We start from the raw sequence: 21,647 nt of genomic DNA, 5'->3' as shown, positions 1-21,647 counted from the left end.
TCGTTGTTAAAGTGAGGGGAAGTGATCGAGGTGTATTTAGTCGTGAGTCCAAATCAATTAGGTTATTTTAAAGCAGAGACAACGGCAAGACGTTTGAAAGTTTTTCTAAAAGAAACCAAAGATGAAAGACGCTTTTTAACGTATTTACGTTTTATTGATGTTTGCAGTAAATTGTTTGTTAAGATAGCGCCTTTACGTCTTGAACTATATCAAGCAGAAGTTATTGCGATTTATCAAAATAAGCATTGGAACCACTTTATGATTGCTCATTTACATTATTTTCGAGCGCTTTTTTCAAATATTCAATGGTTTTATATGCTGCAAAAATTACGGCAATTTCAGCGACTGCTTCTCATTGCACAAATAGGGGAAAAGGCCATTCCTCATTTAGCCGAAATGATTGTTCCAGCGAGCACAAGTTTAAATAAAAATGGCTTGCAAGTGGTCTATGATTCCAGTTAGAAAGATCGGTCATTTTGTTAGTATTTCATAAATAATTTGCTAAATTTGAGAGCATTTTGTTTGACCATTACTGACCAAAGGCGTATTATTATATTGTGAGTAAAGGAACAATACTACGACATTCGTGCCAAAAAGGTGAGATAGTAGTATGATAAAAGTAGTTGAGCTCACAGTAAATTAATACTTTAGGAGGAATGGCAAATGAATATTGAAAAAATGACGACAACCTTACAAGAAGCTATCGCAGAAGCACAGCAAGTTGCGGTAACACGTCATCATCAAGAAATCGACATTGCTCATTTATGGAAAATTTTCTTACAACCAAATCATTTTGGACGTAATTTTTATACGGATGCTGGTGTGGATGTTGCATCTTTTGAAAGAGAAGTCGATCAGGCAATTGATGAATATCCAAGTGTAGCTGGTGGAAATGTAGCTTATGGTCAAAGCATGAGCCAAAATTTATTTAATCTATTAAATGAAGCAGACCAATTACGGGAAAGTTTCGGAGACGAATTTTTAGCCACTGAAATCGTAATTTTAGCATTAATGAAATTAAAAAATTATCGTTTGACGAAATATTTGGTGAACCAAGGAATTACGGAAAAAGAATTGCGCCACAATATTGAAGTAATGCGCGGAGGAGAAAAAGTGACCTCAAAAAATCAAGAAGAACAATATAAAGCATTGGAAAAATACGGTGTCGATTTAGTGCAACAAGTTAAAGCTGGTAAGATGGATCCTATTATTGGACGGGATGAAGAAATTCGTGATGTCATTCGGATTTTATCACGAAAAACAAAAAATAATCCTGTTTTAATCGGTGAGCCTGGGGTTGGTAAAACGGCTATCGTAGAAGGACTAGCCCAACGGATTGTGCGCAAAGATGTTCCAGAAAATTTAAAGGATAAAACGATTTTTTCTCTTGATATGGGTTCATTAATTGCCGGCGCTAAATTCCGTGGCGAATTTGAAGAGCGACTAAAAGCGGTTTTAAAAGAAGTGAAAAAAGCAGATGGGCGCATTATTCTTTTTATTGATGAAATTCACAACATCGTGGGGGCTGGCAAGACCGAAGGCAGCATGGATGCCGGAAACTTATTAAAGCCGATGCTTGCCCGTGGTGAATTGCATATGATTGGTGCTACAACATTAGATGAATATCGGCAATATATGGAAAAAGATAAGGCGCTAGAACGCCGGTTCCAAAAAGTTTTAGTCGCTGAACCAACAGTGGAAGATACGATCTCGATTTTACGGGGACTAAAAGAAAGATTTGAAATTCACCATAGCGTTAATATTCACGATAATGCTTTAGTTGCTGCTGCGACACTTTCTGATCGTTATATTACCGATCGATTTTTACCAGATAAAGCGATTGACTTAGTCGATGAAGCAAGTGCGACAATTCGTGTGGAAATGAATTCTATGCCGACAGAATTAGACCAAGTAACCAGACGTTTAATGCAACTTGAAATTGAAGAAGCAGCGTTGAAAAAAGAAAGCGATGACGCATCGAAAAAACGTTTAGAAATTTTGCAAGCAGAGTTGGCTGAACTTAGAGAAGAAGCAAACGCCATGAAGATGCAATGGGAAACTGAAAAAGAAGAAGTGAACCAGATTACCAATAAACGTTCTGAAATCGATAAGGCTAAGCATGAATTAGAAGATGCTGAAAATAATTATGACTTAGAACGTGCAGCCGTGCTCCGTCATGGAACCATTCCTCAATTAGAAAAGGAATTGGAAACACTAGAGGAAAAAGGGACCGACGATCATGTGCGCTTAGTGCAAGAATCGGTTACAGAAGAAGAAATTGCTGCTGTTGTCGGTCGTATGACCGGAATTCCCGTAACGAAATTAGTTGAAGGAGAACGGGAAAAACTAATGAAGCTAAACGAAACACTGCATAAACGGGTCATTGGTCAAGATGAGGCCGTCAATGCGGTAAGTGATGCGGTAATTCGTTCTCGTGCGGGTTTACAAGATCCCAATCGTCCATTAGGTTCTTTCTTGTTCTTAGGACCAACCGGCGTTGGTAAAACAGAATTAGCAAAAGCGTTAGCTGAAAACTTGTTTGATTCAGAAGACCATATGGTGCGAATTGACATGAGTGAATACATGGAAAAGCATGCGGTCTCACGTTTGGTTGGTGCACCTCCAGGCTATGTCGGCTATGAAGAAGGTGGCCAATTAACAGAAGCTGTTCGTCGCAATCCCTATACCATTGTTCTTCTAGATGAAATAGAAAAAGCACATCCGGATGTCTTTAATATTTTATTACAAGTTTTAGACGATGGTCGCTTGACGGATTCAAAAGGACGGGTAGTAGACTTTAAAAATACAGTCATGATTATGACAAGTAACATCGGTTCACAGTTTTTATTAGAAGGTGTGACAGAAGAAGGCACGATTAAAGAAGATGTGAAAGAGCAAGTCATGAATTTATTACGGGGCCACTTCAAACCAGAATTCTTAAATCGGATTGACGATACAATCTTATTTACACCACTAAGCCTTGAAGACGTAAAAGGAATTGTCGATAAAATAATCGCACAATTGTCCAAGCGCTTAGAAGATCAAGAAATCGTCCTAGAAATTAATGAAGCTGCCAAAGTTTGGATTGCTGAAAATGCATATGAACCAGCATATGGTGCGCGGCCTTTGCGACGCTTTATTACCCGTGAGGTGGAAACGCCACTGGCTAAAGAAATTGTGTCTGGTCGAGTTTTGCCAAAGACCAAAGTCACTATCAGTCTTTTAAATGACCAATTGGTTTTTCAAAATGAAGCAATGGCAGAAAAATAAGAAAAAAGATAAATTGTGTTAAATGGAAAGTGTCATTTACAAAAAGGGAACCAGACTGTGATGTCTGGTTTTTTTTTTGTAGGTGACGAATTACTAGGTGAAAAATCCATTCTCCACTATAATTAGAAAAAAGAGGATAAAAGGAGATAGTCAAATGGAAATAAAAACGCAGATTGTACCAGAAGTGTTGTTGTTAGAAAAAGAACAAGAAATCGATGCGGAGGATTTTGGTACAGCATTGGCAGATGCCTATGAAGAAATGGCGACAGCCCTTCTTAGTGCCGGTGTGGCAGTCAAAGGAGAACCTTTCGTTCATTATTTAGCAGTCGAAAGTAAAGGTGAAATTCACACTGACCCTTTAAAAGTCGGATTTTGTTTGCCAATTGAAAAAGAATTTTCTGTTGCATCATCTTTAAAAATCAGAAAACGGCCAGCTTTTAATGCTGCCGTAGCCAGCTTTTTAGAAGATGATAACGATAGTGAATTAATTTATCGCTTGCTTTTAGAAGAAATAGAAAAAGAAAAAGGCACATTTACCTATGAAAGCTATGAGTATTATGAAGAAGTTGCAGGAAAAGCAGAAACCATTATTCAATTACCCTATCTGTAAAATCGATAAGAGTAAAAGTTGCCCAGTGTAAAATGCATCTGTAATTTGCAAATGGACCTGTGATAAGCTGATAAGCCTATCACAGGTCCATTATTACAAATTAAAAGGGTTCCATAAGTAGCAGATTACGTTTATTTTATTAGCGTAAATAAGTACCACGTATTTTTTTGTTTAGAAATAATCACTAAAGTAAGCTTCCATGTCGGGGATAATTTGTTCTAATAAATGAATTGTTTTCTTGCTAGCGGCTTGTAGACGTTCAATGCGGTATAAATAAGAAGCGCGGCGATAATTCATTAAAAGACAGCTTAAAGTTTGAATATCAATTGTGACACTTGGTCCTATAGCAACACCTTTTTGAATTACAACTTCATCATCTTTGCCCATAACAGAAAAAGTATCATTGTTCCAATCCGCAATGGGATCGGTCACGACAAAGTGAAAAGCACCGTCAAAAGATTCAAAAGGAAATCTTTTTAAAAACTCTGCAACATCCACAATTCTAGCCATGTAATAAGGTTCGATTGTTTCCGTAATTTGACTATCTTCTAGTAAAAAGGCCAATGGTTCGTTTTTATAAATGTCTCCTTTTACCCAATAAACCATCGAAAAATGCGCAGAAATAAAATTCCATAAGCCGTTGCGAGCTTCTTGATTTAAATAAAACATCTCTTTAACATGAAAAATTTCTTCGGCGACCCAATAAAATAAAACGCCCGTTGGCTTACCAGCGCCGTCATAATAAATTGCGGCAGTCCGTTCCTCTTCATTTTCATAACGCCAGTATTCTTCCCAATGAAAATGACTGCGTTTTAAAGCACCATGATTTTGCTTGGCAAAAGTATCGTAAACAGCAAAAACATCGGGATGATCTACATTTTGACGTTCTACCATTCCAGGGACATCTACTTGTTTGGGTAATTGGGTGTCACGAATTTTAAACGTCAATTTGTCTGACATAATTTCCCAACCTTTACGGCGATAGTAGGGGATGTTATAAGGATAAAGGTAAGAAATCCATTGTTTATCTTCGCGCATTGTTTCCAGTGCTTTTTTCACTAAATCTTGCATTAGCCCGTGACCGGCATATTCTGGATAGGTGCCAACACCTGTGATGCCTCCCATTTTGTATGCAGCACCATGAATATTTACTTCACAAGGATAAATGGCAATTTGAGAGATCAACTGCTCTTTGTGAAACCAGCCAAATACTTTTGATAACTCTAAAATCGGCTTTTTTGATTTGATCATTTCTTTTTTACTATCAAAGCCGCTTTCTTCAATATCTGATTCTGTGATTTGAAAAACATAACTTAATAACTCGTTAAATTGATCAACATCTTTTTCTTCCACCGGTAGAATTTGTAATTCGTCGCGAAAGTGTTCCTCCATAATTTCAACTCCAATTTTTGTTCTTAGTTTTAGTATAACAAAGATTGGCAAATTTGTTGTTTTTGAGATGGGGAAAACTCTTTAAATATCTAAGTTTCGTTGGTATAATGAAAAGGCTGAAGTTAGCAGACCGCAGGGATTTTGTCGCGGTAATAAAGAAATGAGGGTATATATGAATCTAGCAGAAATGAAAAAAAGACAGGAAATGATTCGGAATTTCTCCATCATTGCCCATATTGACCACGGAAAATCCACGTTGGCAGACCGTATTTTAGAGCAAACCCATACGGTGACGAGTCGGGAAATGCAAGATCAATTGCTAGACTCAATGGATTTGGAAAGAGAACGTGGTATAACGATTAAATTAAATGCCGTTGAATTAAATTACACAGCCAAAGACGGTCAAACGTATATTTTCCACTTGATTGACACGCCCGGACACGTCGATTTTACTTACGAAGTTTCCCGCAGTTTAGCTGCTTGTGAAGGTGCTGTTTTAGTAGTCGATGCCGCACAAGGGATTGAAGCGCAAACTTTGGCCAATGTTTATTTGGCATTAGATAATGACTTGGAGATTTTACCGGTTATTAATAAAATCGATTTACCTGCTGCTGATCCAGAACGCGTGCGTCAAGAAATTGAAGATGTTATCGGTATTGATGCCAGTGAAGCAGTTTTGGCTTCAGCCAAAGCCGGCATTGGCATTGAAGAAATTTTAGAGCAAGTCGTTGAATATGTTCCTGCCCCAAGTGGCGATTTAAACGCACCATTAAAAGCGTTGATTTTTGACTCGATTTACGATTCATATCGTGGGGTCGTTTTAAATGTGCGGGTAATGGACGGTGTTGTTAAACCAGGAGATAAAATTCAATTAATGAGTAACGGTAAAACATTTGATGTAACAGAAGTCGGGGTCTTTTCACCAAAAGCGATTGCCCGAGATTATTTAATGGTAGGAGACGTAGGGTATATCACCGCAGCAATTAAGACCGTACAAGATACCCGGGTTGGTGATACGGTTACCTTAGCGAAAAATCCTGCCACTCAAGCTTTAGAAGGCTATCGTAAGATGAACCCAATGGTATTTTGTGGGTTGTATCCAATTGATACGTCACGTTACAACGATTTGCGAGAAGCGTTGGAAAAATTGCAATTAAATGATGCTGCCTTACAATTTGAACCCGAAACTTCACAAGCTTTAGGTTTTGGTTTCCGTTGCGGATTTTTGGGCTTATTACACATGGATGTTATCCAAGAACGTTTGGAAAGAGAATTCAATTTAGAGTTGATTACGACAGCGCCTTCTGTTATTTATCACGTCAATAAAACAGATGGCACTCAAGTTATTGTCGATAACCCGGCTGATTTTCCAGATCCTGTCACCATTCAAAGTGTGGAAGAACCTTATGTGAAAGCCCAAATTATGGTACCAAATGATTATGTTGGTGCAGTGATGGAATTATCACAAAGAAAACGTGGTGATTTTGTCACGATGGATTATTTGGATGATTATCGGGTTAATGTCGTTTATGAAATTCCATTGTCTGAAATTGTCTTTGACTTTTTTGATAAGTTGAAATCCAGCACCAAAGGATATGCCTCATTAGATTATGAAATGTCTGGTTACCGCACAAGTAAGCTAGTGAAGATGGATATCTTATTGAACGCTGAAAAAGTCGATGCCTTAAGCTTCATTGTTCACCGTGACTTTGCCTTCGAACGTGGGAAAGCCATCGTTGAAAAACTGAAAAAATTAATTCCTCGTCAACAATTTGAAGTGCCAGTTCAGGCTGCAATCGGACAAAAAATTGTTGCGCGGTCAGATATTAAAGCACTCCGCAAAAACGTATTGGCCAAATGTTACGGCGGGGACGTCTCCCGAAAACGTAAATTATTGGAAAAACAAAAAGAAGGTAAAAAACGAATGAAACAAATTGGTTCTGTCGAAGTCCCACAAGAAGCCTTCATGGCTGTTTTGAAAATGGACGAGGATGAACCGAAGAAATAGCTTGGGATTTTTTTAAAAAAATCGAATTAGAAAGATTATTTTTGTGAAATTTCTGTTGATACTTCGCCCAATTAAATTTGGGCGAAGTTTTTTTTGGTTAGATTTAAATGTTAGTAATTAAATCTTTCCGTTTTAAAAAGACAGAAGTGAGGAAATTTCAAATTTTTAGTTTTTTTATTTGACGGGGGCGACTGCCTCTAAAAAAATTTCATTTATGAAATTTTGATCAGCTGACAGCAAAGGTGCATAGTAATATTCATTGTTAACAAGATTTTCAATCTTTTTTTTATCTGCGGTAAACTGTGTAAATATATTGATTAAAGAAACTAATTTCTCCTCAGTTGTGATTAATTGGGCGCCAAGTAAAACATGACTGGTCGTATCATAAATAATTTTAATTTTTAGTAAAAAATCTGTTTTTGGGTAAATAGGTGAGTAATAGTTAAACGTTTTAGTTACTTCAGTTACAGCGATTCCTAGTAAAATGGATTCTTCGTAAGTTATACCACAGCTAGCTAAAAATAAATTGAAAATTTTAGTTGCAATGGTTCGCTGAGAAGGTTTATTGATCGTAATATTGTGCTTTGTTATATGAAACGCTGCAATTCGTGCAGTCCGATGGGCCATTGAAATCAAAGGAAGATAAGCGCGATCTATTTCTGGTCCAAAGGGAATTTTTACTAAATCTCCAATAGCATAAATATCCGGACAATTAGTTTGCATATAATCGTTAACTAGAATGGAGTTATCAGCATCAAGGTAAATTTCTTTTGGAATTATAGTGATATTGGGTCTTGGATTTAAAGCCAAGACGGCTGAGTCGGTAAGAAATGATTCCTCGCCGAAAGTTGTCACCTTAATTTTTTTTTGCATTCGTTGCGTGGATTTTAAAGTTTTGTTAAAAAGAAACTGAATATTTTCCGGCTTATACTTCATAAGTACATCGGTAATAGTAGTATCAAAATAACGGAATAAAGGACGACTCATTTGTTCTATTATCGTAATTTTTTTGTCTAAATGATGGGATAAACTACTTGCAAGTTCTAGTCCAATCAACCCTGAACCGATAATCGTAATATGCTTACTATTTTTCAATACACGATGAGCTTTTAATATTTCAGCTGGCATTTTGTAAGTTATTAAATCTGAAACAGAAGCATTTAAGATAGGCTCAGAAATTAAAAATTTTTCTGAACCCATGGCAAGGATTAAACGATCAAAGCTCAGCTTGTAGTTTTTGCTTTCGTTTTTAACTTCAATTGTCTTAGTAACGACGTTAATTTTTGTTACCTCTGTTTTTAGACGTAAGTCAATCCCCATATTCATTAATACTTCCGGTAGTACGATTCCTTTAAAGAGATTAGTATCTTCATGAAGAAGATTTTCAAAAAGAAAATTAAGATTACTCGGTACTGAGCCAAGGTATTCTCTTTTTTCCAGTAAAATGACTTCGATATTTTGATTTATTTTTTTTAAAGTTCTAGCAGCAGTAGTACCTGCATGGGATCCACCAATTATTACTACTTTCATGATAATCTCCTTTTAAAAGTATCAACGTGTTTTTTGATATTCAGTAAAATTTATATGTCTATTTAATTAGTAGTTGAGAGTAATCTACTCTATATTTTTTAAAACTTCACGTATTGGTTTTCCATAATCCATTTGGATCTCCTCCATTAAATAGAAAAATCTAAAGTTATATTCCCATTTTGCGGTCTCGTCATCTGAAATAATAATGTCATATTTTTTATTTGGAGTAGCCGGTTCAACGTAAACATAGCTTTCTGTAATGTAGATTTTTTTTATTGAATTCGTATATAGTGACTCAATAAGTGGTGATTTGTTCAAATTGATACCAATTGTAATCGTAGAAAGATTTGAGTTTAAAATTGCTGAAATGATATCATGATAAACCCACGTTAAATAAACTTCATTTATTCCGTTAAAATTCCATAGATTTTTTCTTCCAAGCCAGGCAATCAGTTTGGCAGTGACATCTTTATAAACAAAATCTTTTGGGATATCCAAAAACAAGCAATCTACTTCATTTTTTTCAATCTTGCCTTTGAAAAATAAAATCCCAGAATGAATAGAAGACAATAAGTGTTTATGATTAAAACTCAATGAATCATAAACGTGTTTTTTATCTAACTTAAAATAGTGACATACTTTTTCTAAAATAGACTCGTTTAAGTCGATGATTGCGTGAACTTTAGTAGGCCAGCTAGATTCACATAATTCTTCCAAAATAGAACTATGGGAAGGAAATGCAGATAGCAAAAAAATGTAAATATAAGCCGCATTGTAGTCTGATCCTAAAAAAGCTGAATAGCTCTGGGATAAAAAATAACACTCTCTGATAATTTTATATGCGGAATCTTCTTGTATTTCATCAATTAATTTCAAAATCACCTGTGATACGTTACTCTTTCTAGAATTACTGCGCTTTAAGATTTTACACCATAAAAGTATTCTTATTTTCAAATTTTGGGTAAAAACTACATTCAGTTTTTTTTCAAGTAAGTTAATAAATTGATTTAAATCATAGTCGGTAATTGTTTGTGTTATCAATTTTGTTGGCGCAGAATGCCAAAAAAATTGATAAAAGAAATAACACAGTTGTAAATTATCGCCTTGAATAGAACCATTTCTTATTGTGAGCTGAAATTCTTCAAGTTGCTCATTTAGATAGGCGATATATCGGTAAAGGGTAGAAATACTTATTGAGAGGTGTGTCGACAATTCATACATATTAAAATTCCGATTTAAATATAGATAGCGAATAATCGAGTGATTAATTGAAGTTTGGCTAAAATGATAATAAATCGAATTAAACTCTTTCATTGTGTAATTAGAAAGAGCTATTGAATCAGAAGCTGAATGAAAATCAAGTGACATAGTTAAATTTAATTCTATAAGAGTATCTTGCAAGTCTTCTAAAGCTCGATCGAGTAAAAAAGCGGATACATTCAAGCGTTTTAAACAAACATCTTTTTTGATCGGTTGCTTACTTTTGATCAAGTTTGTAAGCAAATCCAATTGATATTTTTGATTCTTATCGAAGAGGTCTTGAATTTTCATACTGAGAAGCTCCCACATATAATAATACGTTAAATTTATATTTAGTCGCTATTGCGTTTAAGTAGTAGCGACTAAATATAGATATACGTGTCTAAAATATAGCTCAAAAACCAAATGAAAATTTTCGCAAATTTAAAAAAAAGTTGAAATTGATGATAATATTTTCTGGGCAATGCAATGTAATATCGATGTTGAAATAGGCGAATAAGTCTGGAGGTGAGGTATTGAAGAAAAGTGTACTTTACAAAATATTTATAACTGGTTTGGTAACGGTTTTGATTGTTCCAGTAAACATGCTGATTGGGGGAAATAATTTATCCTATGCTGAAGAAACTGCTACAGTTCAATTGAATGCTGGAGAATTGCTAAGTAGCAAATTGAATGCGTATTTAAGCAGTACTTCTTATGATCGTAATGTAGATGAGTGGCTTTGGTCAATTCAATTTACTAATGTGCAATCTGATGTCGAAAAAATCGGTATCAGTTTTTCTGAAAATCAAGAAGTCAGTAATATGAAGGGAAGTAATGGGGTTATAATTTCTCAGAAAGAAGGTTTTTTTGAATTAGATCCTGGCGAATCAAAAGTAGAATTCCATACTAAGGAAAGAAGTTCTGTGACCGCAGATATATATCAGTTTAAAGATAGTAAAAAAATTAGGTTAGGAACTTTGAAAAATACAAACCGTCCAGCTGAATCAAAGAGTACAACAAAAGCCAGTGAGAATACCACAAATGTTATGCCAAGTAGTAGTGACAAGTTAGAAGAATCAGGTAAAAGCAGCGATTCTATGACTCGAGATGACGTTCAAAAAAATAGTTCTACTGACGAGAAGATTAACGCAAATGTTGCAAGTGAATCTATAACAGATACGACTAAAAAAGTTGATTCATCTGATACACAAAATTCGGTGCAGGAGAATACACGGGCTAAAATGAATACTAGTCGAGCAAGTCTAGGTTCTCCACTAACAGGAAATACCGGGAATCCAGAAGTACCTAAAGGAGCGATATTGTTGGAGGGCGTTTTCGGCAATATTAATTCTGCTGGAAACAAAGGGAGTAGTGGTGTAAATAACATTTATAATCCAAATGTAAATAATGGTGTGCCCTATTCTGAAATATCGCTATCTGGTTCAAAAAATTGGTTATCAATTTGGTCGAAGGATCAGTATCGAATGGATTTTTCCAATAGTTTTCATGGGCGAACTTATATAAATTTTGGGAATGCAGCAAATGGCGATGCAGATGGGCTGGCTTTTGTCATGCAAAATGCGTCTTCTACGGCTTTAACAACTGCAAATAGTTCTGATGATGGACAAAATTTAGGTGTTTACGGTGGAACCAAGGCATGGAGATCGAGTATTTTTAGTAGTTGGGTGACCCCAGAGACATACGCGATAAAAAAATCAGTTGCGATCGAATTTGATTTATATTCCAATAGTGATGGACGCGGACACGATTATGATAAAGATAATCCTCAAACACCACACATGGCTTACAGTTTCCCCTCAAATTTATCCAAAGGGTATAGACCCCAAGGAAATGGAGATAAATGGGAAGGTGGTGCTTTAAGTACTAATGGTGCCGATGCCGTAATTCGACATAATGGCTTTAGGTTACTCAACGGTGTAGTGGGTGACAATATTCGTGATAATACATGGTATGAATTTCGTTATGATTTTGATCAACCGACGCATACATTTTCTTATTATTTAAAAAATCCAATTACTGGTGCTCAAACGCAACCTGTAACAATACCATGGGCGGATTTAAGTGCGGAATTGAATCTGTCAGATTCAAATAATATGGCATATTGGGGATTTACTGGTGCAAATGGTGCAGCAAGTGGCCAGGTGAAATTTGTCTTTACACAAGTCCCTGTTGATTTAAGTGCAAAAATTGAAAATGATGTACTGAACCTTGGTAAATCAGTGGTGGATATTGAAGACCACGATACGTATAATCCACAATTACCCGCTGCTCAAGATAGCGATCTACTTACTTTTCAAACAAGATTTACAGTCTCTGAGGGTGAGGCAGCTTTGAAAATTAACGAGTGGAAGTCATATGTTAGTCCAGTAGATATTGATTTAACTAAAACTGTTAAAAATGTAATAGCGCAAATTGGCGCAAAAAAATATACAGGTACAGCTACTGTTAATCGAGAAACAGGCGAAATAAAGACAACTTTTTCAAATCTTGAAGTTCATCCTGGAGAAGATGTCTATATGTCTTATGAATTAAATCCCACTAAACACACTGAAACCAAGAAAACACATTTTTCTAGTCATGTGACTACTGAAGAAGTAGGCAATAAGACGGTAAATGATTTTTTGAGTCAACAAGTTCCATTTTGGATCAAAGGAAATCAAGCACCGATACTAAGTGAGCTAACTACTGACAAAAAAGAATATACTGACTATCTGGATAGTTTTCACTACAGCTTTAAGTATAGAGATGCGGATAGAGACAAACTTTCTTATGCGGTAAAAATTAATGGTAAAACGATTAATGATCAAACAGTATTGGATAGCGATATTTCTGATCAATTATTTGAAGGCACGCTAGATTCAAATATTAATTTACTTGCTACTAATACACCATTTGTGGTTGGGATTAATACGATCTCTGTTTCAATAAATGATGGCATTCATCCAGCTGAAACAATGGAAAGCAAATTTATACTTAATGGTTATCTGGGTTTTGAAGAATTGACGCAGGACTATTCTTGGAAATATTCAAGAACGGAATTAAGTGATACAAAAACACCAATGTCACGGCAAGAAAAGATGAAAATTAAGATTCGAGATACACGCAATTTAAAAAAAGAAAGCTTTATTCGTGTAAAGATGGAGGCAAAATCAGCAAGTAAGGCATTACTAAGCGATCAATTTACGTTTAATAATCAAAGTCTAGGGGAGACAGAATTTCCCGTAAATAAAGAGCTGAATTATGATAAAGACGCAGGATTGCTGCTGAAATTAGATAATACGAGTGAAATTGGAACAGTGAGTGGCAAATTGGTTTGGACAATAATCGATGCACCATAAAGGGGGTCAGAAGAATGAATGAGAAAAAGAGTAACGTAAAAAAGTTATGCAGAATTTTGTTCCTTCTCTGGCTTACCTTTTCAGGATTGGTGTTAGCACCTAACTCTGTAGTAGCAGCTACAGATACGATGACCAATAAAACGACACTTGTAATATCTGATAAGAGCCAGCATACATCTAATGGTGATAATACTTTAGCTAATGGAAATTCCAGAAAACGTTATCCCAAGACAAATGAAATCCAATCTTTTGCATTTTCATTTTTAGGAACGCTATTGCTCGCAATCTTGTTTCTTCTATGTAAAAGAAGGAGGGAAAAAGATGCGTAAAAAGAAGAAAATCATCCCTATTGCTATGATTGGACTGTCCTTATTTCTTTTTCCGTTAGATGTTTTAGCAGCAGAAGGAAAAACAACCCTCGAGATTTTACCCTTAAATGAAAAATATCCAAGAATTTATGCAATTAATGATTTGGATTTTGGAAATCACGAGCTAACAGAGTATGGCAAAGATATAAAAGCGACAGAAAATTTAACTATAAAAATTTTAGATGCGCGATTAACATCAATACCTTGGGATCTACAAGTGAATTTTTCTAGTTTAACACAAAAAAGTGACAGTCCTTTAACTCATGCGAATATATCGCTAAAACCAGGAACAGTTACTACGGAAAAAGGACAATCCCTTAAGACTTATCCACTTTATCAAAATCTTGATGAACCGATATTTCAAACCGTTTTACGCTCAGACAGTAATTCTGCTCATGGCTGGATTACCTATACAATTAATCGCGACGAAATTAATCTGAATTTTGGTAAGAATAATAGGGTTGGTGAGTATCAAGCCCTAAACCAATGGCGTTTTATTAATGCAAAATTTTAATCAGAGTTGACAATATTGCATTGTTAATACAATAAATGGAGGAATTTAAAATGAAAAAAATTATGAGTGGTTTATTACTAACAGGAATTTTATTAGGAACGGGAACTAATGCATTTGCAGCGGATTTGGATACCAAAGAAGGAACAACAAAATTAGAAATTACAGACTATACCATTGATCCAGATACTGGATTGCCTTCTGACCCAGGTGCGTTTGCTTTAAATGAAGTGCCAAATATTGATTTTGGAAAACATTCATTAGATAGCATTGCAGCGACGAATGCGACATTCACAGGAACCTACGATAAAGATTTGAAAGTGACAGATACACGTCCAACACAAGATTCGATTGATTCTGCTCTTGGTGAAATTGGGAAAGTTGTTCCTAATGATAAGGTAACGCAAGAAGATATTAATGCATCACAAGACAAATGGACAAAGGCTATTGCAGCTTCTCCTTGGAAAATTGATGCAAAAGCAACTGTTTTAAGTGGAATCGGCACTTCTCTTACAATTGGTTCTGTTGAAGTATTGACCGCCAGTGGTACGGTTGTTGATGAACCTTCATCAGCACCTGTTGGAACAAAGGCTTATGAATTGAAAGAACCGGTTCTTACTATTGCGAATAATAATTTAAGTATTCAAACATACAATGGTACAATCACCTATTCAGCAGTAAACGCCTTATAAGCAAGTGCAGGTTTTAGAACGGCAGACTATTAATGGTTTGCCGTTCTATTATTTTAAAAATGGGGGAAGACATAGTGAAAAGGACTTTTTACATGTGTATTGTATTAATCATTGGACTATTTGCTACAACTGGAGTGGTCTATGCCGAGCAAGAAGCTGAATTAGTAAATTTTAGCGTTGAGCCCATCTTTTCTGCCAATCAACTTGAGCGCGGAAATTCTTTTTTTGATTTAAGCGTTAAACCTGAAGAAAAAACAACTGTAAAAGTTAAAATCAATAATTTTTCAGAGCAACAGCAAAAGTTCGCAATTGACGTGAATAGGGCTGAAACAAATGGTAATTTAGTGATTGATTATAGTGGTGAAATAAATAAATCGAGTCCTTCAAATGAGATGGATATTCAAAAGTGGGTAAAATATCCGAAAACAGTAACGATTCCCGGTAAAAAAGCAGGGCTTGTTTCTTTTGATATATCAGTTCCCAATCAAAAATTTGATGGAATGATTCTAGGTGGTATTCAAGTAAAAAGAGAATCTCAGCAAAAAAAGAAAGCTGGACTGACAACGGATTACGATTACGTTTTAGGATTAATGCTCTCGCAAAATGAAACAAAAGTTAATCCAAATTTAGAGCTAATAAGTATATCTCCTGAGGCCATTAGTAAAAATGCCGGTATAACGGTAAAGCTGAAGAACACCCAACCGGTAAATATTAGTAAAGTGCACATGATTGGGAAGATATATAAAGAGGAAGATCAAAAAAATCCGGTTATTTCTAGAGAAATTAAAGATGGTGGCATAGCACCTTCATCTTCGTTTACGATTAATTTTTTTAACGGTACTGTTGGTGCGACTAAGCCACTTGATGCCGGTAAATATCTGTTGAAGTTAGATTTTACAGATGTTTTTAATAAACAATGGCATTTTGAACAGAAATTTGATATTTCAAAAAAGGAAGCACAAACTGTTAATACAAAAGTATTCACGGTTAAAAAAGATAATACTTTGCTTTTTATAATTATTGGAATTCTCGTAGCGTTACTCGTTATGATAATAATTTTCCTAATCATCTATTTTGTAAAAAGAAAAAGAAGAGAGCAATAGCTATTTATGAAGCGGTAGTAAATTTCAGGTGTTTTAGAGATGATCATTAGCGATTGTTAAATGAATAAGGTGGTTTTTTAATATGGAAGTAATAAAGATAGTCAACGATAGATTTCACCGAGGGGTAAGAAGGTATACTAGCGATTTTTTTAATTGCGGGGATCGATTAATCTACAAAGTAGGAACTACAACCAGACTTGTAGAAGTAAGGATGATAGATGGTCCGAATAATTGGGGGATGTCTAAGTTAGATTGTGTGATTCTTGGAAAATATTTTGGCAAAGTGAAAGTATCGCGACTCATGGCGATAAAAATAGTCTAAATATCAAGGGGGATACCAAAAAGTATTATCCCTATTATTGAAGGAGTAATTTTGCTAGTTTTTTTTATTACCAATGAACAATGGTATTTTTTGTTTTGCTCGCAATTGTTTTATCACACTTTTATTTAGTGGAAGAAGTAGCGGTCTTATTTTACTTTGTAAGAAATTGGTAAGTTATCTTCTTACCAATTTCTTACGTTGCTTGCTTTAAATAATATCTTTGGTATGGTGGATAAATAAAGAGCGTTACTTTATTTATGATTAGAGGAGGGGATAGTCTTGCAAGCTGAATATTCGACGGTAGGCTATTGCCGTCATAATAGAATAATCATAAATTAAGGAGCAAGCAAAATGTATATTATTTACGGTAACCAAAGAAAAATTAGTCATGTTTGGAATCATATAAAAAAACAACATACAGGTGAAAAAATCGCAGTCGTAGGATTTCCTAAAAAACTGCCAGAAAACTATTTGCGGAATAAGCAAGTGACGTTTTATGAAAGTCTGACGATTAAGAATAAATGGTTGAAACAAGCAGAAGCGTTTTTAGCAAAGTTTGAAGACCAGTATGATGGCGTGATTTTTTATGTTGATTGTTCAAAAAAAGAGGCAGAACAACTAAAAAAAATTGCAGCAAAATATCGCAGCTTAGTTACTGTCACTGTAGCAAGTGACACCGCTATAACAATCGAAGATTACCCTTTAAAGCAGGTGGCTTAAATGTGGCGTCCAGTCATTTCAGAAAAGGTTGTTAAGAGTGGTGTTTTAACGAGTGGTTTACGCTTAATGCAAAATTCGCATTGGCGTGTGAATAAAAATCAGCAAGAAATAATGAAATTGGGCGCTCAAATTTCTCATATCATGGCGATGCATATGGTTTCAGACGAATTAATTGTAGGTATTCCTATCAATCGCCAAGAAGTTAAATTGATTGAGGTTCCCCGTCAGAAAGAAGAACAAGGTTTCCATGTTTTAAGACAAATCAGTGAATCAATCGACGGTTATTTTATCCGAATAGAAAAAATTGCGTAGCAAAAAAGTTAAGTAAACTGCATTCCGTTATCAGTAAAAGAGCGATATTTTCGGAAAAATATTGTCCTTATTTTTGAAGAGTTGTTTTGCGAAACGGGTCTGCTAGAAAGGCCTCATACTCGGAGTGAACTCTCTACGATAAGATGGAATCTTGATAAATTGCCTTTAAAATTTCTTGAAATTTCGACTTAACATCAAAGAAAGTTAGTTCGTAAAATTAGACATATAGTCCTGATATAAAACGATTTGTCCCTCCTTATAGTTAGAAAAAAACTGGTATTGATGTCTTGCTGACGTTGATACCAGTTTTTTTGCATACAAGATGATAGAAGTATATTTTTGAAAATTGATATGATTTTGAGAAACAATTTCTATTATGTTGCGTTTGTGGTCAAAATAGAGCTTTTTTCTTTTTTTATAAGCGAATTAAGTTGAAATAATCAAAGGTTCAGATTTGCACATGCTTGCATTATTCTTTACTCTAATAATAAGAATAACTGTTATAGCGAGGTATATGCTGGATTAGAAACTATAGGCTTTTTTACTAAGGAGGACGGATATGAAAAAAATCGCGATTATTGGTGCGGGGCCATTTGGTTTGATTGCCTTGTCAAAGCTTATAAAGAGAGCCGTGGAAAGTAAAGAAGCATTTGAAATTTTTATTTTTGATCCGTATGGGCCAGGAGGAAATGTCTGGCGTAGTGATCAAAATAAAGCTGTTATCATGAACACCGTGTTGCAACATGTAACGTTATTTTCTGAAGATGAAGGTCCTAATCTAGGAGAATGGAGTCAAAGGGAGGCCGCCGCTTTTTTAGCTACGTTAGATCGAACAGAGCAAGAAAAATTTATGTCAGAAACCAGATTAGCTAAAAACGACTATTGTTCTCGCCGCTACTACGGTATTTATCAACGGTGGTTTTATGCAGAAATTTTAAAGAAAACCACAAAAAAAATACAAGTACACTTGGTTAAAGAAAAAATTACGGATTTAACGCTAAAAAAAGAAAAAATCAGTCTAATTGGCTCAAAAGAATATCTCGTTTCTGATGTGATTTTGGCAACGGGACATTCGCAAAATGAAGCCAGTGAAGAAGAGCGCGAAAATCAGAATTTTGCCCAAAAAAATAACTTGTTTTATCAAAGACCGGGAAATCCAGCCAATACACCATTAAAAAAATTAGTTAATGGACCAATTATTATTCGAGGGTTGGGTTTGAGTTTTTATGACTATCTGCCGTTACTAATTGACAAGTGGGGCGGGAAATTTATTGAAAAGGAGGGGGATTTGTGTTACCAGCCTTCAGGTAAAGAAGCAAAAATAATTGTTGGCTCAGGTCGCGGTCTGCCTTATCATGCGCGTCCTATTAATCAAAAAGAACCTGGCGAAGACGCTAAGCCTGAGATTTTGACGCCGCATTTTATGTCTCAATTTCAAGGATCAGTAAAAGAATTAGTCACATTAGTAAAAAAAGAAGCCGAATTAGTCTATTATCAAAAGGTTTTAAAGGATGTTAAATTTGATTTGACTAACTTTCTAACAGAATATCGTTGTAAAGATGCTGCTGCCGTTTTAAGAAAATATCGTGTACCCAAAGAACTACAATTAAATTGGGAGCAGTTATTACAGCCGGCAGGAAATATTTCACCAGAACATTTCCCTAGTTTTGTTCTTGGATATTTAAAAGCAGATATAAAATCAGCTGAATTAGGCAACAAAACAGGAGCTATTGCCTCGGCGATTGATACATTTAAAGAACTGCAGGCACCTTTTGATTATATGTTAGATCATGAAAAATTTTCTGAAAGAGAGTACTATGAAGATTTCTGGGGAGATTTCAATCGTAGCTATAGCTTTCTAGCTATCGGTGCACCTGTTGTACGACAAAAACAATTAGCGGCGTTAGTAGAAGCGGAAATTGTCGAATTTCTAGCTCCAGAGATGACGGTAACAAAACAAAACGGGCAATTTGTTGCCTACAGTAAGCAAGATGAAAAGCGAAGATTTAATGGAAAAAATTTGATTGAGGCGCGTTTACCGCAACCAAGTTTTGCAACGACAAAGAATCCCTTATTAAAGAATATGAGAAAAAAAGGTTATCTAGCCCCACATAAGGTAACTTTTGACGCTAAAAGCCATGTAACAGGGGCAATCTTGGTTAGTCGCAAAACACACCAAATCATTGATAACAATGGGCAAATTCAACCGCATCTTTTTTGTTATGGCATTCCGCTGGAAGGATTAGATTGGCTCAACGCTGCGTCACCGCGGCCCAAAAGTGATGATCGCGTTTTTTATTTGGCTGATCAAATAATTGAAACAATTTTTGCAAAGAAGCGCTAAGACGTTTCTTTTTTATCAGGCGAGTGCATAAATTCTTCACAAGAAAAATATTGATTTGGCTAGTTTCGTACTGTCTAGCTTTTCAAACGAACTCGCTGTGGCAATAAGTCAAAATTTCAAGAAATTTGAAAAGCAATTTATTGAAATTCCGCCTTATTGCAGGCGAGTAAAGCGAGTTAGAAAAGCTTTTCGTACTGTCTAGCTTTTCAAACGAACTCGCTGTAACAATAAGTCAAAATTTCAAGAAATTTGAAAAGCAATTTATTGAAATTCCGCCTTATTGCAGGCGAGTGATTAGCCAAATTTGGCTTTTCTTACTAGAAACTAAATGTGTTTCGGCGGATAGAGACTTTTTTCAAATTCAATCACGATTTGAGGTTTGCCTAAGACACTATATTTTTTTACAACAAATTGTTTACGAGCATTGTAATGACCAACAACGCTGATTGTGCTATTAACAGCAACGTCAGCTAAAAAATTCAATGCGTGAGTAGCGATTAAACAGTGGTGTTCATTCAATTGAAAGTAAACTAGGGGGTGATCAGACATTTTCAATACTTTGATTTGAGAAATAGTACCCTTTAAATTAATCATCATTATTCCTCCAATGCAGACCACTTGGCAACAGTTGTAAAGGTGACACTGCGGATTTCGTCGTAATCAATTTTTTGATTGGCAATATAAATCCCTAATTCATCATAGCCTTGTATTTTCCCAACAATATCTGGGAAATAGTGGCCTTCAGCATCTACTTCTTCTTTTTGAAGTGCAATACTGCGCTCTTTTAAGCGCGCTTCATATAAAACTTGTGCGATAGCTTCTTTATCCATTATCGGTTTGGCGGGCCAAAGAAAAGCTTGCGCAGCTTTGGTTTCAGCCATTTGACGCGTATGTTCAGATAAGTAAAAGCCATTCCACTTTAATAATTTGCGATCTTGATAAGAAGGTGGGATACGCATAAAATCACTTCCAACTTTTTGATACTCTTATTATACGAACGTATGTTTGTTTTGTAAAGAGAGAAGTAAAAAAATCTGCTAAAATGGACAATAGCCCTCTCTATTACTAGAGAAGGCTATCTAACTAATCAATATTATTATTTAAGGTTGGATCAAGACTATTACTAAAATTCATGTTATTTCTCGTTTAAACGATGTATTCCCTAACCTCTAATACATCCATGTAACTCCTAAGTTACGCCAGTTTGATTAAATTCACCGAAATAAATCAATCTATCGCATAACAATATTTTTCGCGTAGGATTAAGTATAGCACAATTTCTATCTTAAAATGATTGGACAAAGGAACTTATGAAAAAGTTAATAACTTTTAAAAGCTTGAAAAAATTAAATCGTTGGCACCGGTAAAGTTTAAAATATAAAGAAACAAGACGATGGCATTAATCAAAAAAGAGAAGATGATAAGGGCATACCGAATTGTTAAATAAGAATAACCGGCTGGCCGATAATTACTATAACGTTTACCGTGATAGGCAATCATTACGATCAGTAGTAAAATCGTCATAATTCCTTGAAAGATTAGGCCTAAAAAACGTAATGTACGCGAATCATTATTCAACTGTAAAAAATACGCTCCCAAGGTCAATACATCAATTAAAATCGCAATAAATGGCATAAATTTGCTCCTTGTCAATTTTTGAGTAATAAAATGCGGAGTAAGGGATTTGAACCCTCACGCCTATTATAGGCATATGCGCCTGAAGCATACGTGTCTGCCGTTCCACCAACTCCGCCAAAAAAGTATCATGCTTTATTTTATGCCAATGAAATTTTTATTTCAAGAAAAAGGGCTGGTGACAAGCATTTGACAAAAATGAAAAAGTAGGCGATCTGAGCGTATTTCT

18 protein-coding genes and 1 tRNA gene are annotated in these 21,647 nt (G+C 35.3%); 12 read left to right on the top strand and 7 right to left on the bottom strand.

Annotation, left to right across the window (positions count from 1 at the left end; translation table 11 throughout):
- The first annotated feature begins 42 nt into the window (after positions 1-42).
- The 3 genes from AC6R0T_RS07645 (at position 43) to AC6R0T_RS07635 (ending at position 3,880) form a co-directional block, all read left to right on the top strand.
- A complete protein-coding gene (locus AC6R0T_RS07645) occupies positions 43-462 on the top strand; it encodes a hypothetical protein (RefSeq protein ID WP_526159208.1) in 420 nt (139 codons plus the stop codon).
- 201 nt (positions 463-663) lie between these two features.
- Positions 664-3,270, top strand: coding sequence for an ATP-dependent chaperone ClpB (clpB, locus tag AC6R0T_RS07640; protein ID WP_303753940.1), 2,607 nt, complete (start codon positions 664-666; stop codon positions 3,268-3,270).
- A gap of 154 nt (positions 3,271-3,424) precedes the next feature.
- Positions 3,425-3,880, top strand: a complete 456-nt coding sequence (locus tag AC6R0T_RS07635) for a hypothetical protein (RefSeq protein ID WP_303753941.1) — start codon at positions 3,425-3,427, stop codon at positions 3,878-3,880.
- Between the two features lie 171 nt (positions 3,881-4,051).
- On the opposite strand, the gene AC6R0T_RS07630 is transcribed toward AC6R0T_RS07635, so the two are convergent.
- Positions 4,052-5,272 carry a GNAT family N-acetyltransferase gene (locus AC6R0T_RS07630; protein WP_230710663.1) on the bottom strand — a complete coding sequence of 407 codons (1,221 nt, stop codon included), beginning with the start codon at positions 5,270-5,272 and terminating at the stop codon, positions 4,052-4,054.
- 172 nt (positions 5,273-5,444) lie between these two features.
- Between AC6R0T_RS07630 and lepA the strand changes: the two genes are divergently transcribed.
- Positions 5,445-7,280: a translation elongation factor 4 gene (lepA, locus tag AC6R0T_RS07625; RefSeq protein ID WP_303753942.1), complete on the top strand. Its 1,836-nt coding sequence runs from the start codon at positions 5,445-5,447 to the stop codon at positions 7,278-7,280.
- Between the two features lie 174 nt (positions 7,281-7,454).
- Here lepA and AC6R0T_RS07620 read toward each other — a convergent pair whose 3' ends face one another.
- Both AC6R0T_RS07620 and AC6R0T_RS07615 read right to left on the bottom strand, forming a co-directional pair.
- Complete coding sequence (locus AC6R0T_RS07620; RefSeq protein WP_303753943.1) at positions 7,455-8,810, bottom strand: FAD-dependent oxidoreductase; 1,356 nt, start codon at positions 8,808-8,810, stop codon at positions 7,455-7,457.
- A gap of 84 nt (positions 8,811-8,894) precedes the next feature.
- Entirely contained in the window at positions 8,895-10,361 is a 1,467-nt protein-coding gene (locus AC6R0T_RS07615; RefSeq protein WP_303753944.1) for a helix-turn-helix domain-containing protein, read from the bottom strand.
- A 224-nt stretch (positions 10,362-10,585) separates the two neighbouring features.
- On the opposite strand from AC6R0T_RS07615, the gene AC6R0T_RS07610 reads away from it, so the two are divergent.
- From AC6R0T_RS07610 to AC6R0T_RS07575, 8 genes are all read left to right on the top strand, one after another.
- On the top strand, positions 10,586-13,411 hold the full coding sequence (locus tag AC6R0T_RS07610; protein ID WP_303753945.1) for an L-type lectin family protein: 2,826 nt from the start codon (positions 10,586-10,588) through the stop codon (positions 13,409-13,411).
- A gap of 14 nt (positions 13,412-13,425) precedes the next feature.
- Positions 13,426-13,740 (top strand): LPXTG cell wall anchor domain-containing protein, encoded by a 315-nt coding sequence (locus AC6R0T_RS07605; protein WP_303753946.1) that lies wholly within the window; start codon positions 13,426-13,428, stop codon positions 13,738-13,740.
- Entirely contained in the window at positions 13,733-14,293 is a 561-nt protein-coding gene (locus AC6R0T_RS07600) for a WxL domain-containing protein (protein WP_303753947.1), read from the top strand. The genes AC6R0T_RS07605 and AC6R0T_RS07600 overlap by 8 nt, the downstream gene beginning before the upstream one ends.
- A gap of 50 nt (positions 14,294-14,343) precedes the next feature.
- Positions 14,344-14,982: a hypothetical protein gene (locus AC6R0T_RS07595; protein ID WP_303753948.1), complete on the top strand. Its 639-nt coding sequence runs from the start codon at positions 14,344-14,346 to the stop codon at positions 14,980-14,982.
- Between the two features lie 59 nt (positions 14,983-15,041).
- Positions 15,042-16,085 (top strand): WxL protein peptidoglycan domain-containing protein, encoded by a 1,044-nt coding sequence (locus AC6R0T_RS07590; protein WP_526159204.1) that lies wholly within the window; start codon positions 15,042-15,044, stop codon positions 16,083-16,085.
- Positions 16,086-16,758: 673 nt separating this feature from the next.
- On the top strand, positions 16,759-17,127 hold the full coding sequence (locus AC6R0T_RS07585) for a hypothetical protein (protein ID WP_206902679.1): 369 nt from the start codon (positions 16,759-16,761) through the stop codon (positions 17,125-17,127).
- Positions 17,128-17,439: a hypothetical protein gene (locus tag AC6R0T_RS07580; protein WP_206902680.1), complete on the top strand. Its 312-nt coding sequence runs from the start codon at positions 17,128-17,130 to the stop codon at positions 17,437-17,439.
- A 559-nt stretch (positions 17,440-17,998) separates the two neighbouring features.
- Positions 17,999-19,783, top strand: coding sequence for an FAD/NAD(P)-binding protein (locus AC6R0T_RS07575; protein WP_303753950.1), 1,785 nt, complete (start codon positions 17,999-18,001; stop codon positions 19,781-19,783).
- Between the two features lie 324 nt (positions 19,784-20,107).
- Here AC6R0T_RS07575 and AC6R0T_RS07570 read toward each other — a convergent pair whose 3' ends face one another.
- The 4 genes from AC6R0T_RS07570 to AC6R0T_RS07555 all read right to left on the bottom strand — a co-directional run bounded on the left by AC6R0T_RS07570 (position 20,108) and on the right by AC6R0T_RS07555 (position 21,536).
- Positions 20,108-20,377: a hypothetical protein gene (locus AC6R0T_RS07570; protein WP_206902682.1), complete on the bottom strand. Its 270-nt coding sequence runs from the start codon at positions 20,375-20,377 to the stop codon at positions 20,108-20,110.
- A 2-nt stretch (positions 20,378-20,379) separates the two neighbouring features.
- Positions 20,380-20,742, bottom strand: coding sequence for a hypothetical protein (locus tag AC6R0T_RS07565; RefSeq protein ID WP_206902683.1), 363 nt, complete (start codon positions 20,740-20,742; stop codon positions 20,380-20,382).
- Positions 20,743-21,112: 370 nt separating this feature from the next.
- Positions 21,113-21,418, bottom strand: coding sequence for a hypothetical protein (locus AC6R0T_RS07560; RefSeq protein ID WP_303753951.1), 306 nt, complete (start codon positions 21,416-21,418; stop codon positions 21,113-21,115).
- 34 nt (positions 21,419-21,452) lie between these two features.
- A tRNA-Leu gene (locus AC6R0T_RS07555) sits at positions 21,453-21,536 on the bottom strand.
- Positions 21,537-21,647 lie beyond the last annotated feature (111 nt).

Source organism: Enterococcus sp. S86.2 (genome assembly GCF_059834485.2).
This window is presented reverse-complemented; position numbering and strand designations above follow the sequence as displayed.

What these genes read in the sequence shown, in the direction of transcription:
- AC6R0T_RS07575 (WP_303753950.1), top strand. Translation starts at nt 17,999, where the DNA reads ATGAAAAAAATCGCGATTATTGGTGCGGGGCCATTTGGTTTGATTGCC.
- AC6R0T_RS07595 (WP_303753948.1), top strand. Translation starts at nt 14,344, where the DNA reads ATGAAAAAAATTATGAGTGGTTTATTACTAACAGGAATTTTATTAGGA.
- AC6R0T_RS07605 (WP_303753946.1), top strand. Translation starts at nt 13,426, where the DNA reads ATGAATGAGAAAAAGAGTAACGTAAAAAAGTTATGCAGAATTTTGTTC.
- clpB (WP_303753940.1), top strand. Translation starts at nt 664, where the DNA reads ATGAATATTGAAAAAATGACGACAACCTTACAAGAAGCTATCGCAGAA.
- AC6R0T_RS07630 (WP_230710663.1), bottom strand. Translation starts at nt 5,272, where the DNA reads ATGGAGGAACACTTTCGCGACGAATTACAAATTCTACCGGTGGAAGAA.
- AC6R0T_RS07560 (WP_303753951.1), bottom strand. Translation starts at nt 21,418, where the DNA reads ATGCCATTTATTGCGATTTTAATTGATGTATTGACCTTGGGAGCGTAT.
- AC6R0T_RS07570 (WP_206902682.1), bottom strand. Translation starts at nt 20,377, where the DNA reads ATGATTAATTTAAAGGGTACTATTTCTCAAATCAAAGTATTGAAAATG.
- AC6R0T_RS07580 (WP_206902680.1), top strand. Translation starts at nt 17,128, where the DNA reads ATGTGGCGTCCAGTCATTTCAGAAAAGGTTGTTAAGAGTGGTGTTTTA.
- AC6R0T_RS07565 (WP_206902683.1), bottom strand. Translation starts at nt 20,742, where the DNA reads ATGCGTATCCCACCTTCTTATCAAGATCGCAAATTATTAAAGTGGAAT.
- AC6R0T_RS07620 (WP_303753943.1), bottom strand. Translation starts at nt 8,810, where the DNA reads ATGAAAGTAGTAATAATTGGTGGATCCCATGCAGGTACTACTGCTGCT.
- AC6R0T_RS07635 (WP_303753941.1), top strand. Translation starts at nt 3,425, where the DNA reads ATGGAAATAAAAACGCAGATTGTACCAGAAGTGTTGTTGTTAGAAAAA.
- AC6R0T_RS07615 (WP_303753944.1), bottom strand. Translation starts at nt 10,361, where the DNA reads ATGAAAATTCAAGACCTCTTCGATAAGAATCAAAAATATCAATTGGAT.
- AC6R0T_RS07600 (WP_303753947.1), top strand. Translation starts at nt 13,733, where the DNA reads ATGCGTAAAAAGAAGAAAATCATCCCTATTGCTATGATTGGACTGTCC.
- AC6R0T_RS07590 (WP_526159204.1), top strand. Translation starts at nt 15,042, where the DNA reads ATGGGGGAAGACATAGTGAAAAGGACTTTTTACATGTGTATTGTATTA.
- lepA (WP_303753942.1), top strand. Translation starts at nt 5,445, where the DNA reads ATGAATCTAGCAGAAATGAAAAAAAGACAGGAAATGATTCGGAATTTC.
- AC6R0T_RS07585 (WP_206902679.1), top strand. Translation starts at nt 16,759, where the DNA reads ATGTATATTATTTACGGTAACCAAAGAAAAATTAGTCATGTTTGGAAT.